This window comes from Ralstonia sp. 25mfcol4.1, from assembly GCF_900104095.1.
In the GTDB taxonomy this organism is placed as follows: domain Bacteria; phylum Pseudomonadota; class Gammaproteobacteria; order Burkholderiales; family Burkholderiaceae; genus Cupriavidus.
Map to the genome: position 1 here is coordinate 63,410 of NZ_FNJO01000018.1, position 19,266 is coordinate 82,675.

Consider the following 19,266-nt stretch of genomic DNA (forward strand, 5'->3'; position numbering starts at 1 on the left):
GTCAGGCATGTTCAATTGGAACCGAGACAGTCGCGGTGACGCCGGTCAGTTCATTCTGGTACCGGACGGGCCGTTTCGCCGTACATCTGGCGAAGCCGCTCGCGAATGCTTCGCAGCTTCAGCCCCGTGCCAAGCGGGCCAGGATCAGGCCGCAGGCCAATGCCATCGTCGGTGACCGTGCCTGCCAGGCGTGCGCTGCGTTGGGATCGAGCACTGCCGTGACGACAAGACTGCAAGGCCCCGCCTTCGGCTCGAGTCCGTGGCGGAAGGCGTTCTCTATCAGCGCGTGCAGCACCAGCGCAGGGAACGGCATCGCCTTACAGGTTTCCTCGATGGCGATTGACGTTCTGAGACGCGGTCCCATGCGGATCTGCATGATGCCGATATACGCAGATTCGACTTCCTGGGCGAGCGTGAAAGCGGCGCGTCCTGCGTCAGCCGCCGATGCGGCGCGCTTCAGGAAGCGAATGAGCAAGCCCACCATGTCGCCGGCCTCACCGGGATTCGTGCGCGACAGATATTGAATCGTCGCCAACGTATTCCAGAGAAAGTGTGGCTCGATCTGCGTCCGCGCGCAGCGCCAGCTCAGCCCGTGCCAGCTCGCGCTCCGCCTCTGCCTTGTCGGCGCGGGCGCGGGCGGCAACGAGCAGCGCCGGTGCTGGCCAGCGTATTTTGCCCACGCGCGGGTGACGGCAGTGGCCGCAAGCCCGAGCAATAGCGCAATGACGACATTCATCGAGCCAAGGCTGACAGACAGCCCGGCTGACAGACTCCCCGGAAAAAGCACCATTACGGGTGCGGCGACCGCTGCTATCAGCAGTACCCCGAGCAGTATTTCGGTAACGGACAGTAACGCCGCGGCCCAAGCCTGTGGCCATGGACGGGCACGCGCGGCGGTCAGGAGGATCGCTGCGCCACCGAGTACCGCGAACAAGGCCATGCCTTGCAAGATCCCATCGGTGGTCGTGCCAGCACCAAACCGCCAGTCGGCAAGGCCAAGTAGTACGAGAGCCGTCATGCCAACGAGCGCACGGACGGAGTGGCGGGCGGCGGAAGATGTGGAATGCTCCACGCCGGCTAACATCGAACGGAAGAGGAGTTGTTTCGACAACGATACCTTGAGTCGTTCCGGGCGTCCGCGCAGTTCCAATTCCATTACTTCGCCAGTGCGGTGGATGGAGCGAATATGGCGCCGATTAACCAGCACGATTCGGTGAGACTGAATGAAACTCGCCTCAAGCGCGGGGGCCAGTTCCTTGAGCGACGTGCGAATGATGCCGTCGCAGTCCTCGCCGAGCACCCGTGTGTACTTGGAATCCGATTCGAGGTACATCACGTCGTCAATATGCACCATCAGGACCTGCGAGCCGCTCGACACTTGCAGCCATTCCAGCATGGCAGGCGTGGGCTGTTGCCTCAACTGCCGGAACAACGCATCGAGACGGCTTGTAGCGGACTCGTCCTGAAGCGTCGGCTTGATCCCGACCGACCGCCTGGGCGAGGCGGATGGTCTCGACGGGCTTGAGCACGTAGTCAATGGCATTGGCCTCGAAGGCTTGAACGTCGTAATGATCAAATGCCGTCTCAAACACCACGCGAACGTGGGCGAGTAACCTGCGCGCGACCTCAATACCCGTCATACCCGGCATCTGGATATCGTGTAGCGCGAGATCGGACTGCTGGACCGCGATGACAACCAGGGCACTAGTCGGCCTCGTGGACGATCTGAAGCTCAGGCCGGAGAACGGTGAGGTGGTCGCGCAACGAAGCTCGCATTACAGGGCTCGTCGTCGGCAATTATGGCAGTGGGCAAGGCTGGTAGAGGTGGCTGTGGGAGAGGGTGGGGAGGGCAACACCGGGACAGCATAGGTGTCCCGGCATGCGTCAGTCGTGGCAGATTTCGCGCGGCATTACTACTTCGCCTTGGATTCCTTATTCGCGATTTCTTGCAAAATTTTGACCGAATCATTGCGATTCTGCTGCAATTCCTTCATCTGGCTCATCAAGCCAGGGCAAGCCTCCCTGGAAACTTCCGGGGTTACGGGGGTCCCTGCAATACGCTGCTCGGCATCTTTGCCGAGAGTCAGCTTCACGTACTGCTTCGAGTCGCGGGTGAACGCGTCCCCGAACGACTTGCCCCCGCAGAAGTAGGCAATCTTCCGGGCGCCTGCCTCAAAGGTGATGTCGTCCAGTTTGCTGCTTACGTCCTGGGATGTCATCGCCTGTACCGGGGCCGCGATGGCGATCAGCATTGCTACAACGGCGAGAGTGGCACGGTTGAGGGTGGACATTTGGATGGCGTGAGTCATGGTCTCTTGGTGTTGTGTTCAATGAGTTGGCGTCTTGGTTCAGCCACCCCGTCGGGCGGAAGTGGATGAGCGAACTTTGCCGTGATAGTGCTGCCGGCGCGCGGGGTCTGCGACGAGTGCCGAGATCGAGCGACGAGCGCGGATTAGGGCCGATAATCGGTTTATCGGAGGAATGTCACGGGTGCGTATCCCACCAAAGTCGGGTGGGCTACGTACGGAGGGCGAGCTGTCTGCGTTAATCGGCAGCACTCTGGCTTTCGATCCGCCTATGACCGTTTCTAGCCAGATTCAACTTCCCCGGCGCGCCGCTCATCGCAGAATAAGACCCGCACGGATCAACTCAGAGTTAGCAATGGGGCAAAAACAAGGCTCACATCCGCTTGTAAACTAGGAGGCGCGTACAACTTAGAGTTGCCGTCGACGAGACTTCCGTCCAGATGAGTCCCCGGCTAATTTGGTATTGAGGGAAATCAAATATCGTGATGCTGCCCGACTTCTCGCGCAGAAGAACCTTTTTCACTTCCTCGCACCGCAAGGTTGACCCCACCGGCAGCGCAGCCAGGTTGGACAGTACCCGCAAGCGCTCTTTATACGGGTCAGGGCGGACCGGTGCAGAAGGCGTTTGAAGGGTCGCAGCATAGCGGTCGATGGCCGCCGGTGCGCCAGCCTCCCCAAGACGCTGTTCGCAAATTACTCGATCGAATGATTTTGCAGCAGAAGAGAGAGCAAAAGTATCTCCGGGTTGACATCGGGCTGTAGTCCGCAAGTTGAAATATTGTTCCGCCTACGCATCGCATTTAACATAAATTGCGACCGAGACCGCGATTGATCGCGTCGCTGCTAGGGGCGTCCGTCCGAACGATATTGCGCAGTGGCCATGTAGGCGTGCAACGCTAGTCCGCGGCGGCATGGTCACGTCTACAGTGTCACACCACGCGGCGGGGCGATCGGCAAGGCGTTTCCGGTGTGGCAGTTCACCACCCGAACCGGAAAATGGCCGCCATCCTCCAGCGTGATCTGACCCCGGCTGAGGCCCGGCGCGGAGGGTGGCTGGCTAAATCAGATGTCCTCTCGCTCGCCATATCGGGATGTCCCGTCCATGGCAGCGTCCGTCCAGACGGCCCCGCAAAATATCAGAAGTTGTACATATGCAACTGCCCCCACCGTTTGGGTATGGACGCCGCAATACACGCTGTTATTTTTAGTGCAATGCACGCTGGCGACCACAGTCGACCTGAGACGGCACCTGCAAAGAAGTACAACGCTGAGAAACAACATGGGTCAAGGAAGAATTTTGCTGCAACGTGCCATCGACGCTGCAGCTGCAATGCTGGAAGCAGGCAAGGCACTTCAGGAAAATCATGAAAGTGAATTCGTGGCCGGGAAGCAGCATAGCAACGCGCTGCTTGCGCAGTTCGATCGTCCGGAAATTTCGACAGACGATTTTTCCCTGGAATTGTTGCTTGCATTGTCTTGGAACAGGTTCGAAGCTCTGTGTGGAGCGTACTTTGCCGCGCATGGGTTTCGAACAGAACAGCGCAGCCACGGGGCCGACGGCGGCATCGATATTTCGCTGTATTTCAAGGACATCCCGATTCCCGTCAAGCTTATTCAATGCAAGGGATGGCGCAGGAGACGCGTGGACGTGGAGCAGATTCGCTCGCTTCTAGGGGTCATGACTAGAGAAGGGGTGAAGGACGGCGTGTTCGTCACCATGTCTTCGTTTACTCGCCCCGCGATGGCGGAAGCTGCCATCGCACGCATTATGACCATCGACGGTATGGAAATGGTCAATCGACTTCGAACGTTGGACGGCTCACGTAAAGCCGCACTACTGCAGATTGCTACCGAGGGCCAGTATTGGCGGCCCAATTGTGCGCGATGCGGAGGGCTGATGAACCCAGTTACTAACGTCAAACGTCCTTTCTGGGGCTGCTCAAACTACGGTCGGCTAAAGTGCCGATCGAAAATTGAACTGCTACGCAGCTAACTCACTGAGGATTGTCGAGCGCCGCTCCGATGCCCCTGATAGCGCATCCCCACATTGTCTGCATCAAGCTCGGAACTCATCTGGCCTCAACTGTAGGTACGACGTACCCATAACCCGTACGAGGATGCCCCTCTCGCCTGCAGTGGAAGAGGGGCATCCTAGGATCACGACTTTTCCTGGGTGATGTAATTGCCGATCCGGAGCATTGTTTCCTCGTGCCTGTTGGCATAGTACACACCAAGGATGTTTGCCTGGTTTGCCGTCAGGTGACTCCAAGCACCATCGTCCAGCATGAGCTCCTTGAATTCCCTGAGATCCTGACTCACGTGAATGGCCGAGCCGCTGTTGTCCGGTGTGAAGAGACTGACGTCCTTCAACGGGAAATAGCCCTTGAACGATAAGCTCGAATCCCGAAGTTGCCAGTCGTATCCTTTTTCGGAACTGAGGATCTCTGAGCCGATGTATACCAGCTCGTCGCCCCCATCGGCAAAGGCTGGCGGCGTCCGATAGTGCCCGAAGTTGGTGCTGCCACCCCAGTTGCACTTTTGCCATGTCTTTGCCGCACCGTAGTACATGACAAACGGCGGCATCTCTGGCTTTTTTTTGTCGCGCAAGTACGAGTAGTCGTATTCGCAGAAGGCCAGCAGCGCATTTCGTCCTGGGAGGGCAGAGATCGTCTCGATCTTTACGCCTTCATCAGGTGTCGGTGACTTGTCCCAGCGTTGCCAGGGTCCATCAAGCGTCTTGGCGCAGAACACGATTGTCCTGGCGTAGGAGCCGGTCTTTGTCGAGTCGGAGAAAAAGCCTTTCTCGATGTAGCTGTATCGCTCATATTGCGTACAGATCCACAGCCACATGCCATTGAAATAAATAATTTCCTTGGTGGATAGGTGGCCGTCGTTGAGCGAGAGACTGCTGTTATTGGCCGGTACTGGGCCCAACCTATGTCGCCATTCGAGGGCGTCGCTGGAATAGTAGACGCCCTCGCTGCGCGTGCCGCGTGAGCTTGCTCTGTTTCTGATTAGCCAAGTACCGTTGACGATGGAGATGCTCTCGAACCAGACCTTGAAGTCGGGGGTATCGAGTAGCACCTCCTGCCAATGGACCCCATCTTCGCTGCGATAGAACACGTCATTGGAGTCGACGCTGGCGACAATCAGCCAAATCTTTCCATCCGTCTTGACGTGGTTGATCTTGTCTGGATCGCACGGGGGGTTCTCCACCTTCGTCCACTCGATCGTGAACAGGTGCTCTCGACCATCTTTTGTCAGGGTTACGGATTGCTTCTCCAGTTTTTCCAGTTGCTCCCGTCGCAAGCGATCCGCCTGCTTCTGTTCCCGGATCTTGACGACGGACTTATCGAAATCTCCCCCCATGAAGAATCCGATCTGATCGGAAGCATCGCTGCATGCTCGCGAGAACGCTTCCAGCACGCCCTCTACCTGGTGGTAGTAACGTCCGAACTGATCACCCCAGTCTTCGTTCTCGGCCGAATTGTCGAGTTCGTAGTCCGAGTAAGCGATGTCGTCCTTGCACTCGAAATCAGGCATGCCCCACTGGGAAATCACGCTGTTGGCCTGCGATAACGCCGAACGGTTCTCTGTTATCAAGGCGCGGGCCTTCTTGCGGTGTTCGTTCAAGCCGGATAGTGCGGAACTACGCCCCATGCTACATACTTTTGCGGAGGCCTTGTCAGTAAGGTTGCTCACGAAACTGCCATCGGAGAAATTGAAGAAGACAGAATGTTCCATACCTTTTGCGTACACGCTGCTCATTTCCAGCAGCTGTTGCGTAACGCGCCAACTCACTGCGTCCAGTCGCTTGACTGGTTCTGCGAAGTAGCTATCGAAACGCAGCGTCCGATATTGGAGTATGTTTCGCCAGCCGCGTGTAAGGGCCGACAGCGTCTTCGCCGCAGCCAACACCTCTGATTCATCATCGCCGTTGACGAGGGTCAGCATGGCCGGCAGACATTCCTTTAGCTGAGCCGGCTTGAGAACGCCTAGGAGCACCTTGACGGATGGGCTTTCGACAGGTCTTCCAGCGAGCGTCAAAAGATAGAACGCATCGATCAGCCAGGTGTATTTCTTGTCCTCGGTATCAAGCGTCGCCAGCAGCGTGGATTGATACTCGCTATGCTTGCGGGGCTGATCCGCCACTTGAAGCATTTCCGGCTGAAGATCCGGCAAGTCAGCCCGTTCCGTCAACAGCGAAATGAATTCGCGTGACATGGCATTCAAGGATACCGAATTCTCCACGCACAGCGCGAGAAGTACAAGGTACTGGCGCTTCCACTCCGCGCTGCTGCTGCTATCGAGGCCGGTGTGTGCCTTGATATCCGACAGCGATGAGACGAGCGCCACGGCCTCTGACGCGGAAGACGCAGGAATTTCCTCCACCGCTTCCTCCACGACGTTCAGCCCATGCACATCCTTATAAATATCAATGGCGACCTGGCTACCTCCTACCATCTCGTGAATCAGGGCGCGGATGCCATAGACAGTGGAAAGCCCGGACAACTCGCGCCCAAAGAACTTCGATATGATTTTCTCGCGCGCTTCGTCGCTGTTGCACAGTGACTCATCGCCGATCAGATCGACGATCTTGTCGTAGTGATCAGACAGGAAGTAAAGGGAGTTGAATCCAATGCCGGAGACGTTCTTCTGGATGAAGTCGGAATCGATAGTGTGGTCATCGAATGACAGCTCGATTGCGGCGCGATACTGGGCAATGCCAACGACGTCGATTTGGTCGATCAGTTCACTGACGAAATCGAGCAGCCTGATCTCCTCATCGCAATTGACATGGAGCTTCTCGAGCGTTGTCACAAGGTAGTTGTCGACATCGTCTCCGGTGAGATTGACCTGTGGATTCCGGCGCATGAAGTCATATGTCAGCCGCAAGATCAACAGGTTCTTCGGAATCGACTTGAAACGGCGCTTGTTGGCCTCGACGTTGAGTGCCCAGGTGTTGAAGCCTGTGTTGTTCTCAACATGCTGCAGACGGTGATGGAGTCTGTCGACGGCGTGTTCCAGGAAATCCCGGGTTTCGATGATGTAGTCATTCATCGTCCCGAGATTGTTGCGAATGACAGCGATTGCCTGTGCGTTGATCAGGTTCTGCTGCTGAAGCTGCTGCAGGTAGTGCCATGCGAACCGTTGAATCTTCAACATGTCCAACTGGTTCAATGCCTGGTTCTCGTTGGTCTTGCCGCTGATGGCACTGGCCAAGCGTTTGAAGAACCCCGCTTCGGCCTGACGGGCAAGCCGCTCCTGGCTCGTCGTCACCAGTCGCGACGCATCAAGTGCAAGTTGCTGGGTTAGAGCGGCATTCGCCTTGTGCTTGGTGACCAGTGCGTTGACCGCCTCGCGTTCCGCCTGTTCCATCGGTGCATCAAAGATCTGCTGTTGTTCAGCTACGGATGCTTCGTTCATTGTTTCGGTCTCAGAGATTGTTGATCTTCTGCTTCAGGCGAGCGCTCTGCGCCTGCATAGTCTTGACTTGATGTGTGAAATGCCGTTCGGACAGATAAAGTCCCTTGTGAAAATCCGCAAAGTATTCTTGGGAGAACTGCAGGTACTTTAAGGTGTCGTGCACGGCGATGCCATTGCTGGCCACCCGTTCCGAGGCAGCAAGTGTGAGCCTGAAGTTCTTCTCGACGTGGTTGTCCAGTGCGATGCTCATGGCGAGCGAAGTAATCATGCCGCCCACCACACTCCCAATCACTGCCCCTACCGGCCCCCCCAGCGCGCCGATCGATCCACCGACAGCGGACCCGACGACAGCGGCACCAGTCTGGAAGACATTTTTGCCCGTACGAGTTTCCAGTTCCGCGACGGTCATCTTGCCCGCAGCAACCATGACGAGGCATTGAACGAGATCCACCGCGCAGATCGCGGCGCCCGCAACGGTGCCGCCGACAAGACTGCTTTGGAATGCTGAGCCCGCGAAGAGTTCGGGGAAGGAGCGCACCACCATGCTGACGCTTGCCGTTGCCGTACCTGCCTTCAGTGCGCTGTCGGCGGCGGCAATCGCCGTATCGCGCAGAATGCGCGTGGCGGCCTGCTCCGCAGTGACCTCCCCATTCTTTACTTGCCGAATACACTGGAAGGCGTTGATGCAGCCCGCGGTCACGGCCGTGATAACCGCTGCAGAACCTGCTGCCCGCAGGCTTTGCTGCACTGTGGCCTTGTTCAGGTAGCCCGTCTGCATTTTTTCGTGCGACGCCTTGCCTGATTTGGTACCCGCACCAATTTGCTCGGCTTCGCTTTTGCTCAGGGACGTGGATTGAACGCCGTCCACATCGAGCTGGCCCGCCGTTTTGTCCCGTACTTTCTCGGCCGCCTGCGAGACGTGAGGACGTGTCTCCTTGTTTTTGAGTACGGCTTTCTGCGCGGAAGCCTGAATACCGTCGATCTGATCGGATGGCCCCAGAAACACATCGCTGTGCTCATAGCGATGCACGCCATCCTTGCTGGACCGGAACGCCTTCTGTGTGGCGTCGGCATCCTTGTAATACTTCAACTGCGCGCCCAGAACCTGCTTGCCGTCTTTCATGACGACGATATCGTGCATGGGGTCATTGCGAGGAATGGGCGTGTTGGAGAATCCGTCAGTGAAGGCGCGCACATCCTTGTCTTTCAGGATGGCGTCAAGGTTGAAGGATTCAGCGTGGAAGGTTTCAGCGGCAAAGCCGCCCTTGATGGCGTTATTTTGCGCAGTCGCGGAAATATTCCCCATGATTGAGTTTGCCTGGTTGATTTCACCAAGCATCTGGCCGATCTTCTCCGTGGCCTGAGCAGGCCAGATCTGACATGCGCTGATCGAATCCGTTACTGCTTTCTTTTGATCGTTGTTCAATGCGAACTCCTGACTGGGATGTCACTTCGTCAAGCGGCGAGCCGTCATGTACCCTCTGGGCTTATCGGCGACGTTGTCGATGATCTTGAGGGGAAGGCGGCGGATTGCGGCACCCGCCATAGAGGGATAGACAGCAGTCCGCAAGTTCGCCTAGATTTGGCCGAACTGCGTTTTTTCTACGATACCCATGCCGTTGGGCGATTTCGACTATCTGGTGCTGAAGGTGCTTCGGGCGCATGCTGGAAGGTGGCAGCGATCGGGCGACCTGATTCGCGAGGTTGTTGCGCGAGATGCTGCTGCATACCCGAAGAAGGTCACACGATCTTTCCTGAAACTCGAAGCCCTGCAACTGGCGCAGCGTCGTGGCGAGGATGCCAATCGCGAATGGCGCGCCATGTCTGCTGTTGCTGTCAACAAGGATGCGCTGCGCCCGCCGGTTGACCTTGCGGTCGCCTTGCTGAAATTGCGGCAACTCGCCAATACGCATATCCCGGCCAGTGTGACCGACGGTCTGGCGGATTACTTCGACGGTGCCATGCGCGTCCTTGAAGAAAGCGTGACGGCCACGCGACTGGCAGCGGCTCGGGCGTGGGTCGGCAAGACGACGCGGCTCGACGGGCGCTATCCGCTGATCGCGCCACGGATTCCCGAGGGGGTACTGGATGCGGTGCTTGACGCGCTGTATCGGGATGCCTGCGTCGAGATTCAATATCGGAATGGTCGGACCTCAACGGTGGAGCCGCGGCGCTTCGCCATATTACCGCTTGCTTTGGTAGAGAAAGGTCCGGTCCTGTATCTGGTGGCCGATCGCCCGCGTGCCGACGGCGGGACGAAACGGCACCTGTTGCGCATGGATCGGATTCACGCCGCCACGACGTGCGATGCGGTGCTGGCACGCGACGGGGCATTCTCGCTAGACACATATGTGCGTGACGAACGGACTTTCGAGTTTTTCTCCGAACCTCCCGTGCAAATGGTGCTGCGTGTGCGCGAGACCGGCGGTTTTCATAGCCCGTTTCGCGAGCTGAAGTTCTCGGAAGACCAGGCGATCACCGATACGGACGGCGGCTTCATGCTGACGGCCACCGTCGCGCCATCTGTCGCACTGAGCAATCTCTTGCTTGAGCGTGCGGATGCCGTCGAGGTGATTTCGCCCGCCGCCCTGCGGGCCGATATTGCTGGGCGGCTGCGACGTGCGCTGGTCGCCTATGACGACGCGAGTACGTCCGGTTCCAACGGATTGAATAGATTTGGCCAAGGGTAGGCGAGTAGCACGTCGGCTTCGGTCTCAGCGGGCTGGGAACGCAGTATTCGCGCTCTCGTACTGCCTGGCGGAAGATCCAGCCCGACACCCGGCGCCACGCCGATGCTGACAATAGACGGGGTTGCATAAGCGCGCCACGCGTCGTCCATCATCATGCGGACACTGGACGCCAGAATTTCGGGAGATGCGGCAACGACGCGATGCAGACATGCGAGAGCGTTCTGTGACGCCAGCGCTGAAAGCCGTATGGATATGGCTTTTGGATCAGTCTCGCTCGCATCCAGGATGGCCGCGCCTGCGAGGATGCGCGCCGCAGTCACGAGATTGCGCGAACCCGACGTGATCCAATGTCCCGAGCGGATCAGTGGCAAGTGCCGAGCTTCGCCCGTGGCCAGTGCGATCGCCGGGACGCCCTGTTCGAGTGCGGTGCGCAATGCATCGACGGGGCCCATAAGATTCCACGAGGCCTGGAACGATGGTCCGGCAAGGCCCTCGACGTTGACCATATGCACGATCATGTCGGCGGGCGCTCCATCCTCGTGTTCCGACCAGACGATACGCTGGTCGGCAGCATTCAACGTAGCCACCATCGCGCGAAGTGCGTCGGCTGGGATACCCCAGCGCTGCAAGGACACTCGGATCGCCGGCACGTTGCCGACATCGTTGGCAATATTCGGATCGGTACGATGTTCGCGGTGGCTGGCATGGTCGCTACTACCCGTAAGGTGTGGCATGGGGGGCCCGGTCTGGCTGGTTGTGATGTAGCCAGTTTTGGGCCCGAGGTGGACGTTCAGTGTCCAGAACGGTGCGCGTTTGAGCTGGACATAGGATGTCCAGTTCGCCAGTTAGCTTGTTGCCCCTTATCAGCGGGCGACGGCTGATTCAACCGATCGAACTACTATTCGCATGGGACGTCGGGCGATCAGGGAGGACAGGTAAAGGGTAGTCCGAGTGTCGAAACATCATTCCGAAGTACACACCTCATTTAACATAAATTGCGGTCGATCCCGCGCTGTTAGTGCCAAAGTGGAATAGGTGCTGCATAAGACACGTTACTCATGATCTTCAGCCTGCCAAAGTAGGTTGAGGGAGGACCGCCCGCGATGGCTGAATTCCAGCGCCCCTTCTTCAAATGAGCGGTAACTTCAGCCGTGGAGCCCCGAGCAGCCACGCTAGGGCCGTGTTGTGATCAGGCCCTTCCAACTCCCGTCGCCAGGCGAGGGCATCAGCACTTGGCAGTCAATGCTCAGTTAGTGACAGATAGCAATGCAGCGCAAAATGCCGCGCGGCTACTATGGGCCCTACGGCGGGGAGGCGTGCCAGCGAGTGTGGGCGTTGTCAATGCCCTCGGGGACAGGATCAACCGCAACCCCAAGACGGGCCAGACCTGGTCGGGGCGCGGTAGGGCTGAAAGCCAGGTCGGCGGGCGCGGCCGGTGCTGCTCCAATTCTAACTAGCGGACTCAGCAGGCCTGGCGGCGGCCATTGCGCAGGAAGCCCAAGGGGTAGAGCCGGGCAGAACCGGGGACCTTGCGCGCGTAGGGTTCGCAGGCTCGCCGGGCGTAGTCGAAGGGACCGAGCAGGTGGCACAGGCGGCAATGTGGAATCGTTCAGGTAGGTCGTGGCCTGGCAGTGCGGACAGGGATGATATCGTACGCTCTTGGTCGCTGCGTCGACGCTACGCAGGTGCAACACTTGGTATCAAGAGGGGACATCAGCCGCCATGGTGGATTCGGGTTATCCGCAGTTCTTTCGTCCGCTGACACTGAAGAGACGCCGGTTGATCGCCGCCTGCATCCGCGCATTCTATGCGCGGCTTTATGGTTCCCATGCTGACTACCGTTCCATCCTCGGGCGCGAGGACTTGCGTGACCTGTTCGTTCAGACCATACAGTCTGCCGCGCTGTCGGCCGACCTTGCCGGGGAAGATGGCGACGATGGATTCAACGCCGGTGACCTTGCAGACGACCAAAAGCTGGCAAGCGCCATCGTGCGCCTCCTCGTCGCGGACGGCTGGCTCGAAACCGCGGAGGATCGCGTCCGACTGATAACAGCCTATCGCTTCACCCGCGCCGGAAAGATCTTTGCTCAGGCGCTGACGCTAGCCGACCGTCCACGGGAACGGACCCGTCAGCGCAACATGCGCTCCTGCAAGAACGCACTGAGCGCTTTCATCGAGCGCCGCGACGTGGAAGACCTGCTCGACGCCTACGAGTATGCGGATCGGGTTATTGCCGACCTCTCCGAGGACATCGAACTCTTCTACGACCTGGCCCGCAAGATATTGCTCGATGCGCATGTGCAGGGCAATTGGGATGGGTTCATAGAGTTCGTAGAACGACGTTTTCGTGACGAATTCTCGCCCCGGCTGGTCTATGACAATGCCGAGCGCCACCGCCTGGACATTGGGGCGCTGATCGAACGTCTTAACGAATTGAGTGCAGCCGAGATGCAATCCATTGACGATGACCTGGCCAACCACGCGGCGTGGGCCGCGCAGTCCGCGCCGGACGGGGCAATCTTGAGATGGATGCTGGATCGGATCGACGAGATGGTGACTGCGGCCTGTCGGACGAAGCAGCCGGAATTGTTCCGGGCCATGGAAAGCTATGTCCGCCGCCATGTGGTCTTGTTGTCGCAGAGTCTGTTCATGGGGGCATCGGGCAGCGGGGCCGCATTGTCCGCGCTGATCCGCCGCCTTGGGGAGATGCCAGAGCGGGAGCAAGGCGCATGGCTGGAGCGGCAGGGAGCCGTGCTGGCACCGGTAAGCGTGGCGCTTTATGATCCCGCCGCGGTGCATCCGAGAAAGGCAGCCGAGCGTAACCGGGCACAGGCGGTGAGCATTGTTCCGGAAATCACACGGGAAGAGCGTTTGCGTCAATTCGTACGGCAATCGGCGGAGCGGGCCTTCTCCCTGTCGCATCACGATGTCGTGGATTACCTGCTCGGCGCCATGCGTGGCTCAGGCGGGCTGCGCCTGTCCGAGTTGCCGGTCGACGATGCCATCCAAGCGTTATCGTTGTTGCGGGCCGTCGAGGCTGCACGGGACCATGAGGGGCTAGAGGTGGAACGGCTAGACGCCGAGCCGCTGGACAATGCCATCATGTCTGGCACCGACTATGCAATCAGGAGGCGATACATCGACCATGGATGAAATTACGATTAGCCAACTGGTGGAGGCGGAACTGAAGGCGGGGGGCGTCAGGCCGGAGGCGTTCCAGCAGATTCTCGGCCGCCTGTTCGGGCTGTCCATCCTGCACCGGGAAGACAGCGCCATCGAGCGTCAGCTCTATGATGACGCCGTGCGTATCGAGGTCCTGCTCAATGCGTATTTCAACGTGGGCGGCTTCCGGCTCCTGCACGAGCGGCATCAGAGTTATTTCCGGCTTTACCCGCCAGGGGCGCGCGTGCCGGGACTACCCGCCGAGGACGACGCTATTGCGGTGGACGCCGTGCGGGCGAAGCTCTCCGCGGATTTCGTGGCATGCTGCCTGGTACTTCGCTTGCTGTACAACGAAAGCCTGCGGCTAGGCTCGATCAATGAGCGCAACGAGGCGCTCGTTACCGTTGAGTACTTGAATGCCACGCTGACTGCCCAGGCGCGTCGCTCACTGCCAGCCAAGACTGCGCGGGAGAAGCTCTTCGCCGACCTGAAGCGCGCCCGCCTGATCGACTACCGGGCGGACTCCGAGGTGGAAGATGCTGACGCTCTGGTCGCCATTCGTGGAACGATCCTGCAGTTCGTGGCGGATTCCGCTATCGATGCCCTGCTGGTCGAAACACGGGCACCCGTGTCGGCCGTCACGTCGCCGGAGCCTGAAGATGAAGCTTGAGAAGCTCATCCTGGTCAACTGGGGTTTCGTGGTGTCCCGGGAATACCCCTTTGGCCACACCACCTTGCTATCGGGTTCGACCGGCGTTGGGAAGTCTTCTTTCCAAGACGCAATTCAGCTGGTCATGACCGGCGGCAAGCAGCACATCAACGTTTTCAACTCCGCGCAGGATGAGAGCGGTGTCTCGCGTGCGGGTGGCAAGGTGAGGCGGACGCTGGCGTCCTATGCGGTAGGCATGCGCGACAATCTATGCGTTCGACCTTATGGGTCTCACACCTATGTCGTAGCGGTCTTCGCGCCCGATGAGGGGGAGTCCGCCGAACCATTCACCGCCGTGGTAGCGGTGGAAGCCGTCGTGTCCGGTACGCGCGAGCAAGGTCGAAGCGTCGACGTGGCGCGCAAGCTCTACTTTGTGCTGCCAGGCAGCCGCGCAATCGAGGCGGATTTCATCGAGTCCCGCAAGGGCAATTCGATTACGGCCGTGAAGGTCGAGGATATATACCATCGGCTGCGCCAGCGCTATCCGCGCGTTCTGCCGTTCGAGAACAGTATCGAAGACTATCTGTGCAAGCTCTATGCCGAGTTTCGCGGTGGCGGCAAGACGCTTGTGGGGCCGCGTGAGGCCGAAGCCGCGGCGCGGGCTTTTGTCCAGTCCATTGCCCGCAAGACCGTCGGCTCGGTGGACGAGCTGATCCGGGAGCAAGTGCTAGCCGAGCCTGATTTCTCCGATCAGATCGGGCATATCGCTTCGCTCATGCAAAACGTACAGCGTCTGCGCAAGATCGCCACCGAATTACTGGCATGCCGGGAGCGGCTGGGCGTGCTGAAGGCACACGCGGATGCGTTCCTGGATGCGTTCGAAGAGGCCATGGAGGCCGAACTGGGTGAGGCGCTGCGCCGGCAGCAGGATGTCGAGGAGGAAATCCAAAGACTGGAGGCCAGCCGGCGCCGTGCCTTAGCCGATGTCGAAAAACAGCAGGCGCTTGCCGACCGGCATGCACAGGCGTTAAAGCGCGCCACGGAAATGCATGGCACGGCGAAGGGGCGACTCAACGGCAATCCGGTGGCCCAGGAGCGTGAGCGCCTCGGCCGCGAGATGACCGTGGCCACTGAAAGTCGATCGCAAATCGCGTTGGACGTCCTAGCCGCCCTGACGGGCTTGCGAGGCGTGCTGGACGAACTGGCTACCCTGGCTAAACAGCCGGCACCCCAGGCCTGCGCCTACGCACCCCATGTGGAGCGTCTCGTTGTCGAGGCCGCGGCGATCGATGCCACCGACGGCCGAGCTGCCGCGCGTGAATTGGCGGCAATGCTGACAGGCGCGCAGATTGACCCGGCAAGCTTGCAGCGCGACCGGTTCGCCAGGATGGATGCCGCCCTGGCTTCCATTTCGCAGCAATTGAACAGCGCCGAAGGCCTATATGGCGCAGTGATACAGGAGCAGGTGCGGGAGTCTGATCGCGCTGCCGCTCTGCAAGGCGAAATCGACGAGCTGAAGCGGCGCCGGCAAGGGCTTGAAGACGGCCACTTTGATTTGCCGGCGCATGTGGAGGCCGCAGTCCGGCATCTGGAAACTCAGATACCGGCCGCCCGTCCTCAGGTGCTTTGCAACCTTGTTCAGCCGCGTGAGGGCTCACGCTGGCAGAACGCCATCGAAGGGCTTTTGGGCGGCAACCGCTTCGTAATCCTCGTGGACCCGCAGTACGAGGCGAGCGCTATTCGGTCGATGCGGCATGAGATGCCGGCGGTTAGGCAAGGGCGAGAAGCTTCTGTGGTGCAGGGTGAACTCGCCAAACGGCGGGCGGAAAACCAAGCGCTGTCGCCCGATGCCGTACTGCAGGAGCTGGTGATCGCCGATGAGACCGCGCGCGCCTATCTGGTTGCAAGCTACGGCCGTTATGTCAAGGTAGCGGATGCGCAGGCGCTGCGCGGCGCGCCACAGGCACTGACCATGGACGGCATGGCCAGCGGTGGGTTCAAGATGTTCTCGTCGTGGGTGGAGGATGGCGAACTTGCCTTCGGTGCAGAGGCGCGGCGTAAGCGCGTGGTAAGGCTTTCCCGTGAGATCGAAGAAAAGACGCGAGAAAGGGACACACATCGTGCAAGCGCTGCGGCGTTGGCCGCTTGGGGCGCGCGTTTGCTCGGGCTGAAGCTTGTCCCAATCGCGCCAATGCTGGACAAGCTGGGTGAGACGCAGCGCGGACTGAGTAGTCTCGCAGCGGAGCTCGCCAGTCTGGATGATTCCGATCTCATCGCGCTGGAGCGCCGCGTCTCGCGTGCGGAACAGTTATTGGACGGCCACCAACGCCTATCCAATACTGCATCGCGCTTGGCGGGCGACGCGCAGGGGCAGGCGCGTGGCTTCGAACGGAACATCGCTGACGCCGAGGCTAAGCTTGCGGGGTGCCAAGACGGGGTGAGGCAGGTCAACGCCCGCGTCGCAGAACTGATTCGGCTCAATCCACACTTCGATCCGGTCCGGCTGGACCGGCGCGCCCGGGATGCAGCCATGGAGCAGACCTCCGCGTCCTTCGATGGACGGCGACGCCAGCAGGCCGGCCTCTACCGCCAGGAGCGGGAGGCATTCGAGCGAAAATTGGAGGCACATAACCTATTGTCTTCGTCGTTCGATGAACGAGTCGACTTTCAGCCTTGCCAGTCAACACAGGGGGAGTACGAGTGGCAAGCCTATGGCTGCATACCCGCCGCCCGGCGGCAGATCGCGGCCATGCTAGAACGGCTGGACCAAGTGCGCATTCTGAACAACACCAGCGAGCTGCGGGTGCCGAGAAGAGCTTCAACAATACCTTCAGTACGCATTTCGCGTTGGCCGTACGCACTGCGGTGGAGCAGGGCATCGATCCCCTCAAGCGGCTCAACGAGAAGCTCAAGCGACTGGCATTCGGCGAAGACCGTTTCGAGATCGAATACGGGCAGATGGTTAAGGAGTACAAGAAGTACTTCGACCTGTTCCAGGAATTGAACCGGCTAGCCGAGACGCAAACGCCGGTGGACCTATTCTCGGCGGACGCAGGCGTGCTGTCGGCCGACAGCGTCGTGGCGCTGGACGACATCAAGCTGCTATTGCTCGACACCAACCGCGACCACGCGTTGCGGCGACTGAAGGACATAGCAGACTACCGAAACTATCGCCAATATGACATCCGCAAGTATTCGGAAGATGGACGCGAGGCGTCCTTGGCGAGAATGGCAACGTTCTCGGGAGGCGAGTTGATGACGCCGGCCTATCTCGTAAGGGCCGCAGTGCTGGCCCAGGCATTTCGCCAGTTCGAGAAGACGCCGAGCCTGAAACTGATGATGATCGACGAGGCCTTCGACAAGATGGATGAGGGGCGCACTGCTGCAGTGATGCGTTACCTTAACGAGAATCTCGGCCTGCAACTGGTCGTTGCCATGCCCTCCCGCGCGTCTGGCCCACTGCTCGAGTTGTTCAGTTTCGAGCATCGTTTTTCCCTGATGAAGGTGGAGGGTCTGGCAGGGGAACTAGATAAGATTACCGAGGTGGACAGTTCCCTGTTGAAGGCCGACCGGCTGCAAGCCCTCTGGACTGAACGCCGTGAGGCGGTGCAGCGTGAAGCGGCATGGCAGTTCGACATTCAGGAGGCACGCAAGCAGTTGATCTCGGACATAGGGACATGAGCGCAGAGGACCTTCTGGCGCGCCGGCCGGCAGCCCTGACCGCGTTGCTGAATGCACTGGTGGACCGCATCGAGGCTAAGCCATTTGCTGAGAGGCGCCGCGACATCAGCTTCTCGTTGCGTGCCGAGACGTGGCCGGAATTTTTTGCCATTGCCCTGCACGGCGAACGCATGTTCGTGTGGCGCGCCCTGGAAGCGCTGCAGGCGCAGCCCGGGTTGGCGCTGGTGCTCGACCAACGGCGCGGCCAGCGGGATCTCGACATCTGGGAGCGCTCACCGAAGCTTGTCATTGCTGAAAGAGCGGAGGCATTTCTTCGCGACGAGACGGGGCGTCAGCCCAGTGCCTTGGTCACCTGGATGGCTCAGTGGCGGCAGGCCGTGCCGGCGCGCTTTAGCAACGCGGCGCTGTGCGAGCGACTGCTGTCCCGCCCGGTCCTCATCCTCTCACGTTCACCGGAGCACGTGCTGGAGCGTTTTGCGGACATCTCGGCGCTTGCGGGCGAGAACCTCATGCTCCATGAAGTCGCAAGCCGGCAGTTCTGGGGATTGTCTAAAATTCTTAACGGCCAGCAGGAAGCCATTGCCTTGTTGCTTGACACGGACGTCTGCCCGTTTCCGGACAAGCCGGTGCAACTGCTGGTAGCCACCCGTACAGCCGATCCTGCCGCCCCGATTCTGTTTGTGGAAAACGCCGCAACTTTTGAAGCGATGGCGGCGGGGAGGATAAGCGCTGCCGAAGGATTTGTCCTGATATATGCATCAGGCTACAAGGCAAGCGCGAGGCGCCTGCGCCAGCCGATGGGGAGCTCGGTTTATTTCGCCCCTAGCGTGTTTGAGCGGAATACGGCATTGGGGCTCAGCGTTCTTACGTGGCTGCACGGCAACGACATGACGCGCCCTGTTCATTTCTGGGGCGACCTGGATTTTGCCGGGATGGGGATCCTCAAGGAGTTGCGAGTAGTGTTCCCAGAAGCACAAGCATGGCAGGCTGGCTACGATGCGCTGCTTACACACCTGTTCGCCGAGGAATCCCACGCCCCGGATGAGGCAAAGAAGTCGGGGCAGACCGATCCTGGCCTTACCGGATGCCGTTATGCAGATGAAGTGCTGCTTCCGGCACTACGTAGGCTTGGCCGATTTGTCGATCAAGAAAGTCTGTAGCGTCGGATCCCCATACCAGACAACGACGCGAAAACCTGCCAGGCAAAGCGTATTGAGAAGCGCATTCTCAATGCTCCGTGCTCCTCGAAGCAGACTGTAGATCGAATGACCGGCGCAGAGCTTGAGCCCAGGGGATCTGCATGGGACCGTGATATGTCAGGCCAATTCTTCGGTCGTCACAACGTTCTTCC

13 protein-coding genes are annotated in these 19,266 nt (G+C 59.5%); 7 read left to right on the forward strand and 6 right to left on the reverse strand.

What is annotated here, in order from left to right; translation table 11 throughout:
• Positions 1-118 precede the first annotated feature (118 nt).
• The 3 genes from BLQ58_RS24930 to BLQ58_RS24940 form a co-directional block, all read right to left on the reverse strand.
• On the reverse strand, positions 119-1,396 hold the full coding sequence (locus tag BLQ58_RS24930) for a LytTR family transcriptional regulator DNA-binding domain-containing protein (protein WP_029051401.1): 1,278 nt from the start codon (positions 1,394-1,396) through the stop codon (positions 119-121).
• Positions 1,341-1,736 (reverse strand): response regulator, encoded by a 396-nt coding sequence (locus BLQ58_RS24935; protein ID WP_092602849.1) that lies wholly within the window; start codon positions 1,734-1,736, stop codon positions 1,341-1,343. Before BLQ58_RS24935 ends, BLQ58_RS24930 begins: the two co-directional genes overlap by 56 nt.
• 177 nt (positions 1,737-1,913) lie before the next feature.
• The gene (locus BLQ58_RS24940) at positions 1,914-2,309 is read right to left on the reverse strand and encodes a hypothetical protein (protein WP_029051402.1); all 396 of its coding nucleotides are present in this window, start codon (positions 2,307-2,309) and stop codon (positions 1,914-1,916) included.
• Between the two features lie 1,099 nt (positions 2,310-3,408).
• Between BLQ58_RS24940 and BLQ58_RS24945 the strand changes: the two genes are divergently transcribed.
• Positions 3,409-4,299 carry a restriction endonuclease gene (locus tag BLQ58_RS24945; protein WP_175459998.1) on the forward strand — a complete coding sequence of 297 codons (891 nt, stop codon included), beginning with the start codon at positions 3,409-3,411 and terminating at the stop codon, positions 4,297-4,299.
• Between the two features lie 164 nt (positions 4,300-4,463).
• On the opposite strand, the gene BLQ58_RS24950 is transcribed toward BLQ58_RS24945, so the two are convergent.
• A complete protein-coding gene (locus tag BLQ58_RS24950) occupies positions 4,464-7,733 on the reverse strand; it encodes a hypothetical protein (RefSeq protein WP_029051403.1) in 3,270 nt (1,089 codons plus the stop codon).
• Between the two features lie 10 nt (positions 7,734-7,743).
• The gene (locus tag BLQ58_RS24955) at positions 7,744-9,159 is read right to left on the reverse strand and encodes a hypothetical protein (protein ID WP_092602853.1); all 1,416 of its coding nucleotides are present in this window, start codon (positions 9,157-9,159) and stop codon (positions 7,744-7,746) included.
• A 187-nt stretch (positions 9,160-9,346) separates the two neighbouring features.
• Between BLQ58_RS24955 and BLQ58_RS24960 the strand changes: the two genes are divergently transcribed.
• Complete coding sequence (locus BLQ58_RS24960; RefSeq protein WP_049815975.1) at positions 9,347-10,423, forward strand: helix-turn-helix transcriptional regulator; 1,077 nt, start codon at positions 9,347-9,349, stop codon at positions 10,421-10,423.
• Here BLQ58_RS24960 and BLQ58_RS28960 read toward each other — a convergent pair.
• Positions 10,366-11,157 carry a hypothetical protein gene (locus BLQ58_RS28960; protein ID WP_139186172.1) on the reverse strand — a complete coding sequence of 264 codons (792 nt, stop codon included), beginning with the start codon at positions 11,155-11,157 and terminating at the stop codon, positions 10,366-10,368. The genes BLQ58_RS24960 and BLQ58_RS28960 overlap by 58 nt on opposite strands.
• 988 nt (positions 11,158-12,145) lie before the next feature.
• On the opposite strand from BLQ58_RS28960, the gene BLQ58_RS24965 reads away from it, so the two are divergent.
• From BLQ58_RS24965 to BLQ58_RS24980, 5 genes are read left to right on the forward strand one after another with little or no spacing between them, the layout of a single operon-like run.
• Positions 12,146-13,576, forward strand: a complete 1,431-nt coding sequence (locus BLQ58_RS24965; RefSeq protein WP_029051591.1) for a Wadjet anti-phage system protein JetA family protein — start codon at positions 12,146-12,148, stop codon at positions 13,574-13,576.
• A complete protein-coding gene (locus tag BLQ58_RS24970; protein WP_092602855.1) occupies positions 13,569-14,255 on the forward strand; it encodes a DUF4194 domain-containing protein in 687 nt (228 codons plus the stop codon). Before BLQ58_RS24965 ends, BLQ58_RS24970 begins: the two co-directional genes overlap by 8 nt.
• A complete protein-coding gene (locus tag BLQ58_RS24975; RefSeq protein ID WP_254776136.1) occupies positions 14,245-17,238 on the forward strand; it encodes an ATP-binding protein in 2,994 nt (997 codons plus the stop codon). Before BLQ58_RS24970 ends, BLQ58_RS24975 begins: the two co-directional genes overlap by 11 nt.
• Positions 17,193-17,915 (forward strand): SbcC/MukB-like Walker B domain-containing protein, encoded by a 723-nt coding sequence (locus BLQ58_RS29575; RefSeq protein WP_254776138.1) that lies wholly within the window; start codon positions 17,193-17,195, stop codon positions 17,913-17,915. Before BLQ58_RS24975 ends, BLQ58_RS29575 begins: the two co-directional genes overlap by 46 nt.
• Entirely contained in the window at positions 17,912-19,075 is a 1,164-nt protein-coding gene (locus BLQ58_RS24980) for a Wadjet anti-phage system protein JetD domain-containing protein (RefSeq protein ID WP_029051549.1), read from the forward strand. The genes BLQ58_RS29575 and BLQ58_RS24980 overlap by 4 nt, the downstream gene beginning before the upstream one ends.
• Positions 19,076-19,266: the final 191 nt, after the last annotated feature.

Coding starts and splice junctions, on each gene's coding strand:
- BLQ58_RS24965 (WP_029051591.1), top strand. CDS start 12,146: ATGGTGGATTCGGGTTATCCGCAGTTCTTTCGTCCGCTGACACTGAAG.
- BLQ58_RS24980 (WP_029051549.1), top strand. CDS start 17,912: ATGAGCGCAGAGGACCTTCTGGCGCGCCGGCCGGCAGCCCTGACCGCG.
- BLQ58_RS24960 (WP_049815975.1), top strand. CDS start 9,347: ATGCCGTTGGGCGATTTCGACTATCTGGTGCTGAAGGTGCTTCGGGCG.
- BLQ58_RS29575 (WP_254776138.1), top strand. CDS start 17,193: ATGGTTAAGGAGTACAAGAAGTACTTCGACCTGTTCCAGGAATTGAAC.
- BLQ58_RS24940 (WP_029051402.1), bottom strand. CDS start 2,309: ATGACTCACGCCATCCAAATGTCCACCCTCAACCGTGCCACTCTCGCC.
- BLQ58_RS24945 (WP_175459998.1), top strand. CDS start 3,409: ATGGCAGCGTCCGTCCAGACGGCCCCGCAAAATATCAGAAGTTGTACA.
- BLQ58_RS28960 (WP_139186172.1), bottom strand. CDS start 11,157: ATGCCACACCTTACGGGTAGTAGCGACCATGCCAGCCACCGCGAACAT.
- BLQ58_RS24975 (WP_254776136.1), top strand. CDS start 14,245: ATGAAGCTTGAGAAGCTCATCCTGGTCAACTGGGGTTTCGTGGTGTCC.
- BLQ58_RS24930 (WP_029051401.1), bottom strand. CDS start 1,396: ATGCTGGAATGGCTGCAAGTGTCGAGCGGCTCGCAGGTCCTGATGGTG.
- BLQ58_RS24950 (WP_029051403.1), bottom strand. CDS start 7,733: ATGAACGAAGCATCCGTAGCTGAACAACAGCAGATCTTTGATGCACCG.
- BLQ58_RS24970 (WP_092602855.1), top strand. CDS start 13,569: ATGGATGAAATTACGATTAGCCAACTGGTGGAGGCGGAACTGAAGGCG.